Source organism: Pseudomonas sp. JL3, assembly GCF_031570575.1.
GTDB lineage: Bacteria > Pseudomonadota > Gammaproteobacteria > Pseudomonadales > Pseudomonadaceae > Aquipseudomonas > Aquipseudomonas cucumis.
Map to the genome: position 1 here is coordinate 154335 of NZ_JAKWJK010000016.1, position 18314 is coordinate 172648.

At 59.9% G+C, this 18314-nt stretch carries 18 protein-coding genes; 9 read left to right on the forward strand and 9 right to left on the reverse strand.

All coding sequences use genetic code 11. From position 1 onward, the window contains the following. The 3 genes from rsmB to def form a co-directional block, all read right to left on the reverse strand. Entirely contained in the window at nt 1-1311 is a 1311-nt protein-coding gene (gene rsmB / locus MMG91_RS23425) for a 16S rRNA (cytosine(967)-C(5))-methyltransferase RsmB (RefSeq protein WP_310660858.1), read from the reverse strand. Then, nucleotides 1308-2267, reverse strand: coding sequence for a methionyl-tRNA formyltransferase (gene fmt, locus MMG91_RS23430; RefSeq protein ID WP_310660859.1), 960 nt, complete (start codon nt 2265-2267; stop codon nt 1308-1310). The genes rsmB and fmt overlap by 4 nt, the downstream gene beginning before the upstream one ends. 70 nt (nt 2268-2337) lie before the next feature. After that, a complete protein-coding gene (gene def / locus MMG91_RS23435) occupies nt 2338-2844 on the reverse strand; it encodes a peptide deformylase (RefSeq protein WP_008007919.1) in 507 nt (168 codons plus the stop codon). 169 nt (nt 2845-3013) lie between these two features. On the opposite strand from def, the gene MMG91_RS23440 reads away from it, so the two are divergent. The 3 genes from MMG91_RS23440 to MMG91_RS23450 all read left to right on the forward strand — a co-directional run bounded on the left by MMG91_RS23440 (nt 3014) and on the right by MMG91_RS23450 (nt 5838). Beyond that, nucleotides 3014-4039 carry a LysM peptidoglycan-binding domain-containing protein gene (locus MMG91_RS23440; protein WP_305447615.1) on the forward strand — a complete coding sequence of 342 codons (1026 nt, stop codon included), beginning with the start codon at nt 3014-3016 and terminating at the stop codon, nt 4037-4039. Nucleotides 4040-4119: 80 nt separating this feature from the next. Beyond that, a complete protein-coding gene (dprA, locus tag MMG91_RS23445; RefSeq protein WP_310660860.1) occupies nt 4120-5226 on the forward strand; it encodes a DNA-processing protein DprA in 1107 nt (368 codons plus the stop codon). Nucleotides 5227-5280: 54 nt separating this feature from the next. After that, nucleotides 5281-5838, forward strand: coding sequence for an L-threonylcarbamoyladenylate synthase (locus tag MMG91_RS23450; protein ID WP_310660861.1), 558 nt, complete (start codon nt 5281-5283; stop codon nt 5836-5838). A 113-nt stretch (nt 5839-5951) separates the two neighbouring features. Here the strand turns inward: MMG91_RS23450 and MMG91_RS23455 are convergent, their stop codons facing one another. After that, a complete protein-coding gene (locus MMG91_RS23455) occupies nt 5952-6929 on the reverse strand; it encodes an NADPH:quinone reductase (RefSeq protein WP_310660862.1) in 978 nt (325 codons plus the stop codon). Between the two features lie 158 nt (nt 6930-7087). Here MMG91_RS23455 and hemF point away from each other — a divergent pair, with 158 nt between their 5' ends. Then, nucleotides 7088-8002: an oxygen-dependent coproporphyrinogen oxidase gene (gene hemF / locus MMG91_RS23460; protein ID WP_310660863.1), complete on the forward strand. Its 915-nt coding sequence runs from the start codon at nt 7088-7090 to the stop codon at nt 8000-8002. A gap of 13 nt (nt 8003-8015) precedes the next feature. Further along, nucleotides 8016-8837, forward strand: a complete 822-nt coding sequence (gene aroE, locus MMG91_RS23465) for a shikimate dehydrogenase (RefSeq protein WP_310660864.1) — start codon at nt 8016-8018, stop codon at nt 8835-8837. Between the two features lie 64 nt (nt 8838-8901). Here the strand turns inward: aroE and MMG91_RS23470 are convergent, their stop codons facing one another. The 3 genes from MMG91_RS23470 to betC form a co-directional block, all read right to left on the reverse strand. Continuing rightward, the gene (locus MMG91_RS23470; protein WP_310660865.1) at nt 8902-10470 is read right to left on the reverse strand and encodes a SulP family inorganic anion transporter; all 1569 of its coding nucleotides are present in this window, start codon (nt 10468-10470) and stop codon (nt 8902-8904) included. Between the two features lie 168 nt (nt 10471-10638). Then, nucleotides 10639-11559, reverse strand: coding sequence for a choline ABC transporter substrate-binding protein (choX, locus tag MMG91_RS23475; protein ID WP_310660866.1), 921 nt, complete (start codon nt 11557-11559; stop codon nt 10639-10641). A 16-nt stretch (nt 11560-11575) separates the two neighbouring features. Then, nucleotides 11576-13090, reverse strand: coding sequence for a choline-sulfatase (gene betC / locus MMG91_RS23480; protein ID WP_310660867.1), 1515 nt, complete (start codon nt 13088-13090; stop codon nt 11576-11578). Nucleotides 13091-13204: 114 nt separating this feature from the next. Between betC and MMG91_RS23485 the strand changes: the two genes are divergently transcribed. Further along, nucleotides 13205-14155, forward strand: a complete 951-nt coding sequence (locus tag MMG91_RS23485) for a choline sulfate utilization transcriptional regulator (RefSeq protein ID WP_305504000.1) — start codon at nt 13205-13207, stop codon at nt 14153-14155. 17 nt (nt 14156-14172) lie between these two features. Here the strand turns inward: MMG91_RS23485 and MMG91_RS23490 are convergent, their stop codons facing one another. Beyond that, a complete protein-coding gene (locus MMG91_RS23490) occupies nt 14173-14841 on the reverse strand; it encodes an NAD(P)-dependent oxidoreductase (RefSeq protein ID WP_305447623.1) in 669 nt (222 codons plus the stop codon). Nucleotides 14842-14927: 86 nt separating this feature from the next. Here MMG91_RS23490 and MMG91_RS23495 point away from each other — a divergent pair, with 86 nt between their 5' ends. Further along, nucleotides 14928-15254, forward strand: coding sequence for a DOPA 4,5-dioxygenase family protein (locus MMG91_RS23495; RefSeq protein ID WP_310660868.1), 327 nt, complete (start codon nt 14928-14930; stop codon nt 15252-15254). Here MMG91_RS23495 and MMG91_RS23500 read toward each other — a convergent pair whose 3' ends face one another. Next, nucleotides 15255-15656: a GFA family protein gene (locus tag MMG91_RS23500; protein WP_305447625.1), complete on the reverse strand. Its 402-nt coding sequence runs from the start codon at nt 15654-15656 to the stop codon at nt 15255-15257. Nucleotides 15657-15976: 320 nt separating this feature from the next. On the opposite strand from MMG91_RS23500, the gene MMG91_RS23505 reads away from it, so the two are divergent. Both MMG91_RS23505 and MMG91_RS23510 read left to right on the forward strand, forming a co-directional pair. Further along, nucleotides 15977-17284: a CitMHS family transporter gene (locus MMG91_RS23505; protein ID WP_310660869.1), complete on the forward strand. Its 1308-nt coding sequence runs from the start codon at nt 15977-15979 to the stop codon at nt 17282-17284. Nucleotides 17285-17367: 83 nt separating this feature from the next. Then, the gene (locus MMG91_RS23510) at nt 17368-18135 is read left to right on the forward strand and encodes a TerC family protein (RefSeq protein WP_305504002.1); all 768 of its coding nucleotides are present in this window, start codon (nt 17368-17370) and stop codon (nt 18133-18135) included. Nucleotides 18136-18314 lie beyond the last annotated feature (179 nt).

Genomic DNA, 18314 nt, shown 5'->3' on the forward strand with positions numbered 1-18314 from the left:
TTAACCGCGCGCGGCGGCAATCTTGATCAGCTTGGCGTAGTAGAACCCGTCATGGCCACCTTCCTGGGCCAGTAATTGGCGACCATGGGGTTGCTTGATGCCGGCCTGACTGGCGATGTCGAGTTCACGGGCACCCGACGTGCGAGCGAGGAACGCTTCGATGACTTCGGTGTTTTCGGTCGGCAGCGTGGAGCAGGTGGCGTAAAGCAGAATGCCGCCCACTTCCAACGTTATCCACATGGCATCGAGCAGCTCGCCCTGAAGCACCGCCAGCGCGGCGATGTCGTCGGGTTGGCGAGTCAGTTTGATGTCCGGATGACGACGAATTACACCGGTGGCCGAGCACGGCGCATCCAGCAGGATGCGCTGGAACGGTTTGCCGTCCCACCAGGTGGCGGTGTCGCGGCCGTCGGCGGCGATCAGTTCGGCGCTCAGGCCCAGGCGTTCAAGGTTTTCCCGCACTCGCACCAGACGTTTGGCTTCCAGATCCACAGCCACCACGCCGGCCAGTTCGGGCTCTGCCTCAAGGATGTGGCAGGTTTTGCCGCCCGGTGCGCAGCAGGCGTCCAGCACCCGTTGCCCTGGCGCCAGGTCCAGCAAATCGGCGGCCAGTTGCGCGGCTTCGTCCTGCACGCTGATCCAGCCTTCGGCGAAACCCGGGAGGCTGCGCACGTCGGCTGCTGCGTCGAGGATGATGCCGTCCCGGCTGTAAACACATGGCGTGGCCGCGATGCCCGCTTCACTCAGCAACCCGAGATAAGCATCGCGGGTGTGATGGCGACGGTTAACCCGCAAAATCATTGGCGGGTGAGCGTTGTTCGCCGCGCAAATGGCTTCCCACTGTTCAGGCCAGAAGGCTTTGAGGGATTTTTGCAGCCAGCGCGGGTGAGCGGTGCGCACCACCGGGTCGTGCTCCAGCTCGGCCAGCAGCGCTTCGCTTTCCCGTTGGGCGCGGCGCAGTACGGCATTGAGCAAGGCTTTGGCCCAGGGCTTTTTCAGTTTGTCGGCGCAACCCACGGTTTCACCAATGGCGGCGTGCGCTGGAACTCGGGTGTAGAGCAACTGGTAGAGACCCACCAACAATAGCGCTTCAACATCGGCATCAGCCGCCTTGAACGGCTTTTGCAGCAACTTGGCCGCCAGCGCCGACAAACGCGGCTGCCAGCGAGCCGTGCCGAACGCCAGATCCTGGGTGAAGCCGCGATCACGGTCTTCGACCTTGTCCATTTGCGTCGGCAGAGAACTGTTGAGTGAGGCTTTTCCGTTAAGAACAGCGGCCAATGCCTTGGCGGCGGCCAGACGTGGATTCATTGAGCGTCCGCCGTTTGACCAAGAACGGTACCGACGGCGAATTTCTCACGACGGCTGTTGAACAAGTCGCTGAAGTTCAGCGCCTTGCCGCCGGGCAATTGCAGGCGGGTCAGGCACAGCGCCTGTTCACCGCAGGCGACGATCAAACCATCCTTGCTGGCACTGAGGATTTCACCCGGTGCGCCCTGCCCTTCGGCCAGGCTCGCAGCCAGCACTTTCAGTGCTTCACCGCTCAGCGTGCTGTGGGTGATCGGCCATGGGTTGAAGGCGCGAACCAGACGCTCCAGCTCAACTGCCGGGCGGTTCCAGTCGATGCGTGCTTCGTCTTTGTTCAATTTGTGTGCGTAGGTGGCGAGGCTGTCGTCCTGCACTTCGCCTTTCAGGGTGCCAGCAGCGAGACCGGCAATCGCCTGAACCACGGCCGGTGGGCCCATCTCTGCGAGGCGATCGTGGAGGCTGCCGCCGGTGTCTTCACCGCTGATCGGCGTGGTGACCTTGAGCAGCATCGGCCCAGTATCCAGGCCCAGTTCCATGCGCATGACGGTCACGCCACTTTCGCTGTCACCCGCTTCAACAGCGCGCTGGATCGGTGCCGCACCGCGCCAGCGTGGAAGCAAGGAAGCGTGACTGTTGATGCAGCCCAGACGCGGAATATCCAGCACCACTTGCGGCAGGATCAGCCCGTAAGCGACCACCACCAGCAAATCCGGTTTCAGTGCGGCCAGTCCAGCCTGAGCGTCTTCGTTGCGCAGGGTCGGCGGTTGCAATACCTGGATGTTGTGCTCCAGAGCCAACTGCTTGACCGGGCTTGGCATCAGCTTCTGTCCACGGCCCGCCGGACGGTCCGGTTGGGTGTAGACCGCAACGATCTCGTAAGGACTGTCGAGCAGGGCCTTGAGGTGTTCGGCGGCGAATTCCGGGGTACCGGCAAAGACAATGCGCAGTGGCTCAGTCATGAAAGCTCTCAATTACAAAGCGTCTTGAAAAGAAAAAGGCTTGCCGCAGCAAGCCTTTGAAAGAAGGGCATCAAGCGTTCTGGCGATGGAGCTTTTCCAGTTTCTTCTTGATCCGGTCGCGTTTGAGCGTAGACAGATAGTCAACGAACAATTTGCCGTTGAGGTGGTCGCATTCATGCTGGATGCATACCGCGAGCAGGCCTTCGGCGATCAGTTCGTACGGTTGGCCGTCGCGGTCCAGGGCCTTGATCTTGACCTTTTGCGGGCGGTCGACGTTTTCGTAGAAACCCGGCACCGAAAGGCAGCCTTCCTGATACTGGTCCACCTCGTCGGTCAGGACTTCGAACTCGGGGTTGATGAACACCCGCGGTTCGCTGCGGTCTTCGGAGAGGTCCATCACGACGATACGTTTGTGCACGTTGACCTGGGTCGCGGCGAGGCCGATGCCTGGCGCTTCATACATTGTTTCAAACATGTCATCGACCAACTGACGCACTTCGTCGTCCACTACAGCCACGGGTTTGGCGATAGTGCGCAGGCGCGAGTCGGGGAATTCGAGGATGTCTAAAATGGCCATAAGCTCAATTGCTGCACGTGTGAGGTAAAGTCGGGTCGATGGCCTGGCGAGTCCGAGGATGCAGGCTACCGTTGTGAACGTAGCTTCAGGCTTTTCAAAAATGAGCCGGAAGCGAGCCACGAGGGCTCTGGCGTTTCACGCGAACGTACATAATAAAGGGATTCACCGCATGAGGAAATCACTACTCGCCTTGCTCCTTCTGGCCTCGGCCGGTTTTGCGCATGGGCAAGTGCAACTCAGGGAAGGTTTTCCACAGCAATACACCGTGGTGGCAGGGGACACACTCTGGGACATTTCCGCCAAATACCTGCGTGAACCGTGGGAGTGGCCGCAACTTTGGCAGGCCAATCCACAGATCGAAAACCCCAATCTCATTTATCCGGGCGATACGCTGTCGCTGGTCTACGTCAACGGTCAGCCACGCCTGACCCTCAATCGCGGTGCTTCCCGGGGCACCATCAAGCTTTCGCCACGAATCCGCAGCTCGCCGGTGGCCGATGCCATTCCGAGCATTCCACTGAAATCGATCAACAGCTTTCTGCTGAGCAATCGCATCGTCGACAAGGCAGAGGATTTCGACAAGGCGCCCTACATCGTCGCCGGCGATGCCGAACGGGTGCTCAGCGGCACCGGTGATCGGATATTCGCGCGCGGACATTTCGACCCGGCACAATCGGTGTACGGCATCTTCCGGCAGGGCAAGGTCTACACCGATCCGCAGAGCAAGGAGTTTCTGGGGATCAACGCCGACGACATCGGTGGCGGCGAGATCATTGCCACTGAAGGCGACGTCGCCACCCTGGCCCTGCAACGCACCACTCAGGAAGTGCGACTCGGCGACCGGCTGTTCGGCGGTGAAGAGCGCTCGATCAATTCGACCTTCATGCCCAGTGCCCCGACTACCGATATCAACGGCTTGATCATTGATGTGCCGCGTGGTGTCACCCAGATCGGCGCGCTGGATGTCGTCACGCTGAACAAGGGACAACGCGATGGTCTGGCCGAAGGCAATGTGCTGGTGGTGATGAAAACCGGTGAAACCGTACGTGACCGGATCACCGGCCAGCCATTGAAAATTCCCGACGAACGGGCCGGTTTGCTGATGGTCTTCCGCACCTACGACAAGCTCAGCTACGGGCTTGTCCTTAACGCATCGCGTTCCCTGGCGGTGATGGACAAGGTGCGAAATCCTTAAACCTGCTCACAAGTTACCAACAGAGTTATCCACAGCTTATTCCCGATTCTACGGGACTCTCTAACGATCAAGGATGATCCATGTCGCTGTCTGTCTGTACATCCGTTTCCCCTGCGGAACTGGAAGCCCGTTTACGCCTGCACCGTTTGCCCGAGCTCGGCCCTGCGCGTTTCAAGAAATTGCTTGAGGCCTTCGGCTCTGCCTCCAAAGCCATTGGCGCACCGGCCAGCGCCTGGCGTGCGTTGGGCCTGCCACTCGCCTGCGCGGAGGCCCGGCGCTCAAGCGAAATTCGTGACGGCGCCAGTCACGCATTAGCCTGGTTAGAGCGCCCGGGCCAGCATTTACTGATGTGGGACCAACCTGACTACCCCGCATTGCTGGCGCAAATCAGCGATGCGCCGCCGCTGTTGTTCGTCGCGGGCGATCCGGGAATTCTGGAAAAACCACAGCTGGCGATGGTCGGCAGCCGTCGTGCTTCGCGACCGGGCATGGACACCGCCGCCGCGTTTTCCCGCACTCTGGCCGGCGCCGGTTTTGTCATCACCAGCGGTCTGGCCCTGGGCATCGATGCTGCGGCGCATCAGGCGGCTCTGGACGTTGGCGGGCAAACGGTCGGGGTACTTGGCACGGGGCTGGAAAATTTTTATCCACAGCGCAATCGGCGGCTGGCGGACGCCATGATCACTTCGGGAAGCGCGGTAATTTCGGAGTTCCCGCTGGACGCTGGCCCTTCCCCCAGCAATTTTCCCCGGCGCAATCGAATCATCAGCGGTTTGTCCCTCGGCGTGCTCGTGGTCGAGGCGAGTGTTGCCAGTGGGTCGTTGATCACCGCGAGACTGGCGGCGGAACAGGGGCGTGAGGTATATGCGATTCCAGGGTCGATCCATCACCCTGGGGCAAAGGGGTGTCATCAGCTGATCCGCGACGGTGCGGTGCTGGTGGAAACCATCGAGCACATCCTCGAAGCCTTGCGCGGCTGGCAACGGCTGCCGTTATCCACAGAAACGCCGCAGACGACAGAGACTCATCCACTGCTCAAGTTGCTTCACGCGGCGCCCCATACCAGCGAAGCCTTGGCGATCACCAGCGGCTGGGCGTTGTCGAAAGTGTTGGCGGCGCTGACGGAACTGGAAATGGACGGCCGTGCGGTCTGTGAAAGCGGCCGCTGGCTTGCGCGGGGACGCTAGGTTTTACAGGGAAGATCGGTAAACTGCGCAGAGCCTTATTCCGGAGAGTCTTTCATGGTTAACAGTTGGCGTGTGCAACAAGCCGCACGAGAAGTTCGCGCTGGGGCGGTCATTGCCTATCCAACCGAAGCTGTCTGGGGCCTGGGTTGCGACCCGTGGGACGAAGAGGCAGTGGATCGTTTGCTGCTGATCAAGGGACGGTCTGTGGATAAAGGCCTGATTCTGGTGGCCGACAATATTCGCCAGTTCGACTTCCTCTTCGAAGACTTCCCTGAATTGTGGATGGACCGTATGGCCAGCACCTGGCCTGGCCCCAACACCTGGCTGGTGCCGCATCAGAATATGTTGCCCCAGTGGATTACCGGTGTGCACGAAACCGTGGCGTTGCGGGTTAGCGATCACCCATTGGTGCGGGATTTGTGTGCGTTGGTCGGGCCGTTGGTTTCAACATCGGCCAACCCTCAGGGGCGACCGGCGGCGCGGACGCGGCTTCGCGTGGAGCAGTATTTCCGTGGTCAGATTGATTGGGTGCTGGGCGGTAATCTGGGTGGACGGAAGAATCCGAGCGTGATTCGCGATCTGGCCACCGGCCACGTTGTGCGCCCGGATTGAGACCGCGTCATCGTTCTTCGCGGCCAAGCCTCGCTCCCACAGATCCGAGTCGTATACGAATAATGTGAACGACCGAAATCCTGTAGGAGCGAGGCTTGCCCGCGAAGAGGCCCTCAAGGCAACAAAACAGTCGAGCCAGTCGTGCGTCGCGCCGACAATTCGGTCTGCGCTTTCGCCGCTTCAGCCAATGGATAGCGCTGGCTGATGTCCACCTTCAACTTGCCGCTGATGATCATCTCGAACAGCTCATCGGCCATGCTTTGCAGGTTTTCAGCGTTGTTGGCGTAGGTCGCCAGGGTCGGTCGGGTCACGTACAGCGAACCTTTTGCCGCGAGAATCCCCAGATTCACTCCATCCACTGCGCCCGAAGCATTACCGAAACTCACCACCAGCCCCCGAGGCGCGACGCTGTCGAGCGACGTCAGCCAGGTATCTTTGCCGACACCGTCGTACACCACCGGCACTTTTTTACCGTCAGTCAATTCCAGCACGCGTTGTGCGACGTTTTCGTGGCTGTAATCAATGGTCGCCCAGGCACCATTGGCTTTCGCCAGTGCGGCTTTCTCCGCTGAACTGACCGTGCCGATCAGTTTCACGCCCAAGGCCTTGGCCCATTGGCAGGCCAGGGAACCGACGCCCCCCGCCGCTGCGTGGAACAGAATGGTTTCGCCGCCCTTGAGTTCATACGTCTGACGCAGCAAGTACTGCACGGTCAGGCCTTTGAGCATCACGCCGGCGGCCTGTTCGAAGCTGATGGCGTCCGGCAGATGTACCAGATTGGCTTCCGGCAATGTATGAACGTCGCTATAAGCGCCCAATGGGCCACTGCCGTACGCCACGCGATCACCGATCTTGAAGTGGGTGACTTCGCTTCCGACTGCTTCGACCACGCCCGCGCCTTCAGCGCCCAGGCCCGACGGCAAGGCGGGTGGCGCATAAAGGCCACTGCGGTAATAAGTGTCGATGAAGTTCAGGCCGATGGCCTTGTTGGTCACGCGTACCTGCAGCGGACCGGGCTCGGCGGGTTGGTAGTCCACGTATTCGAGCACTTCGGGGCCGCCATGGGCGCGGAACTGGATACGCTTTGCCATCTGCACTCTCCTCAGGTCATTTTGCGAAGCGCTCTATCGGACTCCTAAGCTTGACCTTCGTCAACTGCGACGGCACTAGGTGCAGTGTTATCCTACGCAGCAATTTGCCGCCGGCTTGTATGAACGCCGCGTAGCTTTGCCCGATTCAAGGTGATGCCATGACTACCCGCACCGAGGCCGTAAAAGCCTACCTGCTCGACCTGCAAGACCGCATTTGCGCTGCTCTGGAAGCTGAAGACGGCGGTGCGCGTTTCGTCGAAGACGCCTGGACCCGGCCTGCCGGCGGTGGCGGTCGCACCCGGGTGATCGAAAACGGCGCGGTCATCGAAAAGGGCGGCGTCAACTTTTCCCACGTCTTTGGCAGCGGACTCCCTCCCTCCGCCAGCGCTCATCGGCCAGAACTGGCCGGCCGAGGCTTCGAAGCCTTGGGCGTGTCTTTGGTGATTCACCCGCACAACCCCCATGTACCGACATCCCACGCCAACGTGCGCTTTTTCATCGCTGAAAAAGAAGGTGAAGAGCCGGTCTGGTGGTTCGGTGGCGGCTTCGACCTGACCCCTTATTACGGTAATGAACAAGACTGCGTGCACTGGCACCGTGTCGCCGAGCAGGCCTGCGCGCCGTTCGGGCCAGACGTCTACCCGCGCTACAAAGCCTGGTGTGACAGTTATTTCCACATCAAGCATCGCCACGAGCCGCGTGGCATAGGCGGTTTGTTTTTCGATGACTTGAATGAGTGGGACTTCGACACCAGCTTCGCCTTCATGCGTGCCATCGGCGATGCGTTTATCGATGCGTACCTGCCAATCGTGCAGCGCCGCAAGAACGATGCGTTCACCGCCAAACAGCGTGAATTCCAGGAGTTTCGCCGTGGCCGTTACGTCGAGTTCAACCTGGTCTATGACCGCGGCACGCTGTTCGGCCTGCAATCGGGCGGGCGTACCGAATCGATCCTGATGTCGCTGCCGCCGCAAGTGCGCTGGGCCTACGACTGGAAAGCCGAGCCGGGCAGTGAAGAAGCGCGCCTGACCGAGTACTTCCTGCAAGACCGCGATTGGTTGGCCAAGGCCTGAACGAGGAACCCAGATGGATCGTTACGTCGTATTCGGTAACCCGATTGGCCACAGTAAGTCGCCGCTGATCCACCGTTTGTTCGCCGAGCAGACGGGGCAAAAACTGGACTACAGCACTTTGCTGGCGCCCCTCGATGATTTTTCCGGCTGTGCCAAGGAATTTTTCCGCGAAGGGCGTGGGGCGAATGTGACGGTGCCGTTCAAGGAAGATGCCTATCGTTTGGCGAACAGCTTGACCAAGCGAGCGCAACGGGCCGGCGCGGTGAATACCCTGAGCAAACTGGCTGATGGCAGTTTGCTGGGCGACAACACCGATGGCGCCGGGCTGGTACGGGACCTGACGGTCAACGCCGGATTCAGCCTGACGGGCAAACGCATCCTGCTGCTCGGGGCCGGCGGCGCGGTACGCGGGGCGCTGGAGCCGCTGCTGGCCGAGCGACCGGCGTCGGTGATCATCGCCAACCGCACAGTGGAAAAAGCCGAATTGCTGGCGGAACTGTTCGCGGATTTGGGACCGGTGTCGGCCAGTGGTTTCGATTGGTTGCAGGAGCCGGTGGACCTGATCATCAACGCTACGTCCGCCAGTCTGTCGGGCGATGTACCGCCGATTGCCAGCAGTTTGATCGAACCGGGCAAAACCGTTTGCTATGACATGATGTACGGCAAGGAGCCGACCTCGTTCTGCCGCTGGGCCAGCGAGCACGGCGCGGCGGTGGCGATGGATGGCCTGGGAATGCTGGCCGAGCAGGCGGCGGAAGCTTTCTACCTGTGGCGCGGTGTGCGTCCGGATACAGCGCCGGTGCTGGCCGAACTCCGCCGGCAATTGGCGCTGTAGTGCTTTGTGGCGGGGGAGCAAGCTCCCTCGCCATAGGTTATGCCGTTGCCTCAACGTTAGTGCTTCAATCTTCGAAGCGGATCGGGCATTTCTCCGCGCCTTCGAGCTTCCTCAATTCCTCCACCACCTGCGGCCGTGCCCCTCGCAGAGTCAGGCTGCGATCCTGACGCAACAGCCGTCGTGCTTCCTGGTGCAGCATTTCCACACCTGAATAGTCGATGAAGTTGATCTGCTGCGCCTCGATCACCACCCGCGCGCCGTGCATCCGTTGCAGGCGCACTTGCAGGTAATGGCTGGCGCCGAAAAAGATCGAACCGCCGACTCTTAGAATGTCTTCGTCCCCCTCACACCAATGCTGCACCCGTGGTTGCGAGGTGCGTTTGAGGTAGAAGAATAGCGAGGCCAGCACGCCGGCGTAGATCGCCGTTTGCAACTCCAGCAACAGCGTCGCGACACAAGTCAGCGCCATCACCAGAAACTCGGCATGGCTGACTCGCAACAGAGCGCGAATGCCGCGATGGTCCACCAATCCCCAGGCGATCAACAAAATGCTGCCGGCCATGGCCGGGATCGGAATGTGCGCGATCAATACCGCGCCGAAGATAGCGAACAACGCCACCCACACCGCTGAAAAAACCCCCGCCAGCGGTGAGCAGGCACCGGCGTCATAACTCAGGGCCGAGCGGGTGAAGGAACCGGCTGACAGCGAGCCGGAAAAAAACGCACCGACCATGTTCGAGAAACCCTGGGCGCGGACTTCTTGATTGGCGTCGAGCAACTGCTGCGAGCGCGCCGACAACGAGCGGGCAATCGACAGGCTCGTCACCAGTCCGAGCATGCCGACCGCCACAGCACTAGGCAGCAGGCGCAACACCAAGTCCAGATCCAGCGGCAACGGGCTAAAGGGCGGCAGTCGCCCGACAAAGGCGCTGACTAATTTCACATGACCGAACATCGCTGGCCACAGCCACACCAGCAATCCGCTCAGGGCCAGGGCGATCAACAGTGTCGGCCAGCGCGGCACCAACAGTTTCAGCACGACGCCCACCACGACTGTGGCCAGGCCCAGTACCAGCGAGGGTTTGTCCACCTCACTAAGATGACTGAACAGCAGCACCAGGCTGTTTAGCGCTGTGGCCTGGTTGGGCACATCCAGCCCCAGCAGGTTCGGCAGTTGCCCGATGGCAATCACCACCGCCGCGCCAAGGGTGAAGCCCAGCACCACCGAGTGAGAGACGAAATTCACCAAGGCGCCGAAACGCAGCAAACCCAGCAGCCACTGGAAAATGCCCGCAAGGAGTGTCAGAAGCAGGATCAGCGTGACGTAGTCCTCTGACGCGGGGACGGCCAGAGGACTGACGCTGGCATACAGGACGATGGAAATGGCCGCCGTAGGACCGCAGATCAGATGCCACGACGAACCCCAGAGGCAGGCGATCAGCACCGGGATAATCGCGGCGTACAACCCGTATTCCGGTGGGAGACCGGCGATCAGGGCGTAGGCAATGGATTGCGGCAACGCGAGAATCGCGCCACTCAGGCCGACAATCAGATCACGGCCGACGCTGGCGCGGGTTTGCCGGGGCAACCAGGTCAGGAAGGGAAAGAGTGAATGGCGGCTGGGGAAGGCCATGGGTCCTCTCGGGTGGGGTTTTACGAAAGAGTATCAGGACCGACGCTGATCGTTCCCACGCGCAGCAAAGGAACACCGCCATGGACGCTCTGCGTCCGTTTCGGGATGTGACGCGGAGCGTCACGGCTGCATTCCTTTGCTGCGCGTGGGAATGCTCAGTGTTAGGAGTTAAAGCTTGGCTTTGACCGCCGGTAACGCATCCTTCCCGTCCACGGTCTTCACGCCATCCAGCCACTTATCCAGCACCGCCGGGTTGGCCTTGATCCAGGCCTTGGCGGCCTCGGTATTGCTGATCTTCTTGTTCACCACTTCGGCCATGATGCTGTTCTCCATTTCCTGGGTAAAACTCAGGTTGGTGAGCAGCTTGCCGACATTCGGACAGGCCTGTGCATAACCTTTGCGGGTCAGTGTATAAACGCTGCCGGTGTCACCGAAATACTTCTCGCCGCCCTTCAGGTAATGCATTTTCAGCTGCACGTTCATCGGGTGTGGCGTCCAGCCGAGGAAGGTCACGAACTTCTGTTTCTTCACCGCGCGAGACACTTCGGCCAGCATCGCCTGCTCGCTGGATTCGACCAGCTTCCACTGACCCAGGTCGAAGTCGTTCTTCTTGATGATCTCTTGCAGCGAGATATTCGCCGGGGCGCCGGAGCCGATGCCATAGATCTTCTTGTCGAACTTGTCGGCGAATTTATTCAAGTCGTTAAAGTTATGCACACCCGCATCCCAAACATAATCCGGGACCGCCAGCGTGAACTCGGTGCCGTCGAGGTTCTTCGCCAGTTGAGTAACGTCGCCGTTGGCCACGAACTTATCGTAGAAGCCTTGCTGTGCCGGCATCCAGTTACCCAGGAACACGTCCACCTGGCCATCCTTCAGACCGCCAAAGGTGATCGGCACCGCTAGCGTGTCGACCTTGGCCTTGTAGCCCATGCCGTCCAGCAGAAACCCGGTGATGGCGTTGGTGGCAGCGATGTCGCTCCAGCCAGGGTCGGCCATTTTCACCGTCTCGCAACTTTGCTCGGCATAAGCCGAGGCGCTGCCCAGAGCCAGAAGCCCGACCGTCAGTACTGTGGATAACCTTTGCATGGACTTCCCCTTAACATTATTGGTTTTGGCAGGGTTGTGGATAACGTGCTTTACGCTCCAGATCGTCGAGGTCGATGTGGTTGCGCATGTACTGCTGACTGGCGTCCACCAGAGGCTGGTGATCCCAGCTCTTCAGTTTGCCGATGGTCAGGGCACCGGCGACGAAACGCCGGCGTCGCTGGCTGGCGAGCACCTGTTGGTGGATCGCCGGGATATCCCATTTGGCCCGCGCTTCGGCGAGAAACTCCTCGAAAAGCTGCCGATGCTGCGGCGATTGGCTGAGTTCTTCTTGTTCACGCGGGTCGTTATGTACGTCGAAGAGTAGGCAAGGGTCGTCTTCGCTGTAGATGAATTTGTAGGCACCACGGCGAATCATCATCAACGGGCTGATGGTGCCTTCGGCCATGTACTCGCCAAACACCTCATCGTGACCGCCCTGCCCTTGCAGATGCGAAACCAGCGAGCGACCGTCCAGCGGCAGACCGGGCTCCAGCGAGCCGCCGGCCAATTCCACAAAGGTCGGCAGCAGGTCGGCAGTGGACACCGCCGCACTGACTCGCCCTGCCCCGAATTGCCCTGGTGCACTGATCAGCAGCGGTACACGGGCAGCCATTTCGTACCAGTGCATTTTGTACCAGAGGCCGCGCTCGCCGAGCATGTCGCCGTGGTCACCGGAGAATACGATGATGGTGTCATCGATTAGCCCGGTTTCCTCGAGTGTTTGCAGAAGTTTGCCGACGTTGCTGTCGATATAGCTGCACGCGCCGAAGTAGGCACGGCGCGCGTCGCGAATCTTATCCACAGGCAGCGGCTTGTCCCAAAGGTCATAGACCTTGAGCAAACGCTGGGAGTGAGGATCGAGTTCTTCCTGTGCAGGTGTTTCGGGCAAAGGGATGTCGGCCTCGTCGTACAGATCCCAAAAAGCCTTGGGAATCGTGTACGGATCGTGTGGGTGAGTCATCGACACGGTCAGGCAGAACGGCTGATCGCCATCCTGGCGGATATGATCGAACAGGTATTGCTGGGCCTTGAACACCACCTCTTCGTCAAAGTCCAGCTGATTGGTGCGTACGCACGGTCCGGCTTGCAGCACCGACGACATGTTGTGGTACCAGGTTGGGCGTACGTCCGGCTCATCCCAGTTCACCGACCAACCGTAATCGGCCGGGTAGATGTCGCTGGTCAGGCGTTCTTCATAGCCGTGCAACTGGTCCGGGCCGCAGAAATGCATCTTGCCCGACAGCGCGGTGCGAAAACCGAGGCGTCGCAGGTAATGGGCATAGGTCGGAACATCGGCGGGGAAGTCGGCCGCGTTGTCGTAGGCGCCGATCTTGCTCGGCAACTGACCGCTGACCAGAGTAAAACGCGACGGCGCGCAAAGAGGGCTATTGCAGTAAGCGGCGTCGAACACCACGCCTTCGGCGGCGAGGTGGCTCAGATTCGGCAGTTTGATAGGCGAAGGGCCGTAGAACGGCAACATTGGCGCGGCCATCTGATCGGCCATGATGAAAAGAATATTTTTGCGCTTCATGTGATCGCGGCATTCCATAGTGGATATTTATGCGAGAGTGCTGTGATCGAGCATGGAGTCCATTAACCTTGTGGTAAAGCCCATGCCAGGCAATGACTAGGATAAGCACAGCTTATGTATGACGCCCTCGGTGATTTGTCTCTGGACCTGCTGCGTGCCTTTGAAGCCGCGGCCCGGCAACGCAGCTTCACCGCCGCCGCAGTGGAGCTCGGCACCACGCAACCGGCCATCAGCCAGCAGATCAAGCGATTGGAAGAACAGCTCGCTACCCGGTTGTTCGACCGTATTTATCGCGGTATCGAGCTGACTGAGGCCGGGACTATTCTGTTCGAGCAAGTTCAGCTCGGTTTGCAGATTATCGATGCAGGACTAAGCGCAATCAGTGCGCAGCAACAGCACGAAGTGTTGCAGGTGGCCACCGACTTCGCCTTCGCTGCGTACTGGCTGATGCCGCGTCTGCACCGCTTCCATACCGCCAACCCTCAAGTGGACGTCAGCCTGGTCACCAGCGAACGCAGCCACAACATGCTGCGTACCGATATCGATGTGGCGGTGCTGTTCGGCGATGGCCGGTTCAAGCAAGGCGAGAGCCACTGGCTGTTCAGCGAAGAGGTGTTTCCAGTGTGCAGCCCGCTGCTATTGAAGGACCGTACCCTGCCCTTACCGGCTCAGGCATTGCTGGAATTTCCGCTGCTGCACCTGCGAGGCGAACACAGCAGCAACTGGTTCGACTGGAGCGGCGTGTTTCGCGAGTTGGGAATCACCTCGGCCCCAGCGCCGGGGCAACTGCGCTTCGACAATTACACGCTGCTGATTCAGGCGGCGATTGGCGGCCAAGGCGTTGCGATCGGATGGCGGCACCTTGTGGATAACTTGTTGGCGCAAGGTCTGTTGTGTCGCCCGATTGCCGACACGGTGATTTCCAGGCTGGGTTATTACGTGGTCCTGCCCCAGCGCAAACGGCGTGGGGCGTTGATTCAAACGTTTGTGGATTGGTTGATGGCGGAACAGGCCAGCAGTGCGCAGTCGCTCAATGGCCTCCCTTTACCGTCGATTGCGGTGTGAGCGGGTTCGGACGATTACTATTCCGACGTCGCAACAAAACTCACATGCTCTCCGACATGCAGGTTCAAGTGCAGCTCATCGGCAATCCCAACAGCGACGCGGTTCAGCCGTTCCAGCGGTTCGGCCAGGCCGGGCTCCAGGCTGGTGCTGACGTGACTGAAATGCTCAAGGGTCAGCCCGGGCACGCCGCGAGGGGCATTCACCAGGGTCCAGTGCAATGAGCTGCTTTGCAGAGCCTCGCGGATTTCTTCGGCGGCGTGGCGTTGCAGTAGATCCTCAATCTCCGGCTCCGGATCGTCCAGCACCTCGAAATCGCCCACTACAAACAACCGGGAGATGCCTGCGGCCTGCATGCCGTCGATCAGTGCATCCACCGCCAGCACCTCCTCGACCGGGCCGGGCACGATGGATTTTTCGATGTGTTCACTGTTCATCGGCAACCCTGGCGCATCGAGCAGGCAGATCACCGCCGAACAGCCGGCCACGCTCTGCTTGACCCGCTTGGCATCGAACAGGTTACCGGCCTTGGTGCGCAAGCCCGGGCGCGGCGCGAGCGCTGTCAGATCATCGAGAATCGCGATCACTTCATGCTGGCGCCGCAGCATTTCAGCCATCAGCGCACTGCCCAGGCTACTCATGGCACCATAAAGTACTACCTTCACCACCGGGGTTTCGGCATTTTTCATGGCTGTGCTCCGTGTACTTCCTGCCTATATAGCGTGTGACCTGCGGGAGGCGGGGTGGGTTCGACAAGGTTTCAGAGGGGGTTCAGATGCAACGGATCAGGGGCTACCACGCCCATGTCTATTTCGACGCCAGCACCCTGCCACAGGCACGGGCCTTGTGTGAGCAGGCAACGCAATTGTTTCCGCTGAAGATGGGCCGCATGCACGAACGCCCGGTCGGCCCGCATCCGGACTGGAGCTGCCAATTGGCTTTCGAGCCGCAACACCTCGGCGCGGTGTTGCCGTGGCTGGCGCTCAACCGTAAGGGATTAGTGATATTCCTGCACCCGGACACGGGCGACGATCTGCTCGACCACACCGAACACGCGATCTGGATGGGCGCAATCCGGCCGCTGAACCTGTCTGTATTCTGATCAGAGTTGTTCTTGGGCCTCACCGGGCAAGTGCTCGTCCAGATGCAGCCACGGCAAACGACTGTCGGTCCAGATATGCCGTTCGGCCGGCGCTTGCTCGGGATGGTCGAGGGTGGCGATGGTCACGTCGATGCTCTCGGGGCTGAGCTTCGTCACCAGCGCCAGTTGTGCCCCACAGTTTGGGCAGAAATATCGCACGCAGGTGGACGAAGACTCATACCGGGATGGCGTACCTGCCATCCATGCAAATGCTGAGGCGGGCACGGTGATCCAGGTGGTTACGATCCCGCCGCTGACCCGCCGGCAAATCGAGCAATGGCAGTGAGCGATGTCGTGCAATGGCCCGCTGAATTGATAGCGGATTTGTCCGCAGTGGCAGCCACCAGTGTGAAGTTTACCCATGTCTTTTGCTCCTGACCCCGTGTTTACGGCCTTTCAACCGGGTCGACGACCGGTTGTACATTCGGTCAATGCTTTCACTCGCGAAAGCTGGCTGAAAGCTTCCCCCATTAGCATCGCCCTCACTGCCGGCAACAGACCGGTTGGCCAATGCGAGTGTTTTATCGCCCGCCCGGTCCATTAAACAACAACAATGGTGATTCTGATGTCCGCTACTACCCGCCTCTTCGCTGTCACTCCACCCGTACGTCTCGTGCTTCCCGTTCTGCGCTGAGCCCATCCGGTTCGCCATTCCCTAGCCGCGCTACGCCTGGAGTATTCCTATGCTGACTTTCCTTGGCTTCGCCATGGTCATCACGTTCATGTTCCTGATCATGACCAAGCGCCTGTCCGCGCTGATTGCTCTGATCATCATCCCGATTATCTTCGCCCTGTTCGGCGGCTTCTCGCCGAAGATCGGCCCGATGATGCTCGAAGGCATCACCAAGCTTGCGCCGACCGGCGTGATGCTGATGTTCGCCATTCTCTACTTCGCCCTGATGATCGATTCCGGCCTGTTCGACCCAGCCGTGCGCAAGATCCTCAAACTGGTCAAGGGCGACCCGTTGAAAGTTTCGGTCGGCACCGCCGTTCTGGCGCTCGTCGTTTCCCTTGATGGTGACGGCGCGACCACTTATATGATCTGCGTGGCCGCCATGCTGCCGCTCTACAGCCGCATCGGCATGAGCCCGCGGATCATGGCCGGTCTGATCATCCTCGCCGGTGGCGTGATGAACATGACTCCTTGGGGCGGCCCGACGGCTCGTGCAGCCAGTGCGCTGCATGTCGACCCGTCCGACATCTTTGTGCCAATGATTCCGGCGATGCTGGCCGGCGTGGTGGCGATCCTGGCGATTGCCTACTTCTACGGTAAACGTGAGCGTGCACGTCTGGGTGAGCTGCATCTGGTCGGTGATGAAGTCGATCACAGCGAAATCAGCGTTTCGCAGTTCCCGGACGCCCGTCGTCCAAAGTTGATCTGGTTCAACGGCGCGTTGACCCTGGCGCTGATGTGCACGCTGGTCGCCGGTCTGTTGCCGCTGCCAGTGCTGTTCATGGTGGCGTTCAGTATCGCGATGATCGTCAACTACCCGTGCCTGCAACAGCAGAAGGACCGCGTTGCGGCCCACGCCGGTAGCGTGCTGGCAGTGGTCGGTTTGATCTTTGCCGCGGGTATCTTCACCGGTATCCTGACGGGCACCGGCATGGTCGATGCCATGTCGAAAAGCCTGCTGGCGGTCATCCCCGATTTCCTCGGCCCGTACCTGGCCGTGATCACCGCGCTGGTGAGCATGCCGTTCACGTTCTTCATGTCGAACGATGCATTTTATTACGGCGTGTTACCGGTGCTTGCCGAAGCCGCCAGTCATTACGGTATAACCGCGGTGGAAATGGCACGTGCCTCGATCGTCGGTCAGCCCGTCCACTTGCTGAGCCCGCTGGTACCATCGACTTATCTGTTGGTGGCCCTGGCCGGTATCGAATTCGGTGATCATCAGCGGTTCACCTTGAAGTGGGCAGTGCTGGTTTGCCTGTGCATACTGGTCGCTGCATTGCTGATGGGGATTTTTCCGCTGTTCAGCACTCTATAAGCCCAAGACTCACCATGAGGGGGCCAGGCTTTGTATGAAGCCTGGGCCCCTCGTGGTTTAAACACTCGCTCAAAGGAATACACATGGAATGGCTGACCAACCCTGAAATCTGGGTTGCCTTCTTCACCCTGACTGCCCTGGAGATCGTCCTGGGCATCGACAACATCATCATGATCTCGATCCTGGTCAGCCGCATGCCCAAGCACATGCAGGCACGCACCCGGATTTTCGGCCTGGCGCTGGCCATGATCACGCGGATCCTGTTGCTGCTGTCGATCACTTGGGTCATGCGCCTCACCGCAGACCTGTTCGAAGTGTTCGGCCAAGGTATTTCCGGGCGTGACCTGATCCTGTTCTTCGGTGGTCTGTTCCTGCTGTGGAAGAGCTCGCAAGAGATGTACCACGCGCTGGAAGGTGAAGATGAAGCCAACGACGAGCCGAGCGGCAAGGGTGGTAACTTCCTGTACACCATCATCCAGATCGCAATCATCGACATCGTGTTCTCGCTGGACTCGGTGATCACCGCGGTGGGCATGGTGTCCCACGTACCGGTCATGGTCGCGGCGATTGTCGTTGCGGTGCTAGTGATGATGTGGGCTTCTGGCACTATCAGCGAGTTCATCGACAAGCACCCGTCGCTGAAGATGCTGGCGCTGTCGTTCCTATTGCTGGTGGGTACCGTGCTGATTGCCGAATCGCTCGACGTGCATTTGCCAAAAGGCTACGTCTACTTCGCCATGGCGTTCTCGTTGGCGGTGGAAGCGATCAACATCAAGATGCGCACCGCAATGATGAAAAAGAAGAAGCAGCAAGAGCCAGTGAAACTGCGCAAGGATGTTCCGGGCCAGTAACCTGAATTTGTGCACTGACGAATGTCAGTCAGTGCACAAAACTTGTGGGAGCGAGCCTGCCATAGGAGCGAGGCCTGCCCGCGAAGGCGGCGTGTCAGTCGACATTGTTGTTAACTGACACGCCGCCTTCGCGGGCAGGCCTCGCTCCTATGTATGGACTCGCCCCTACTGTCAACCCG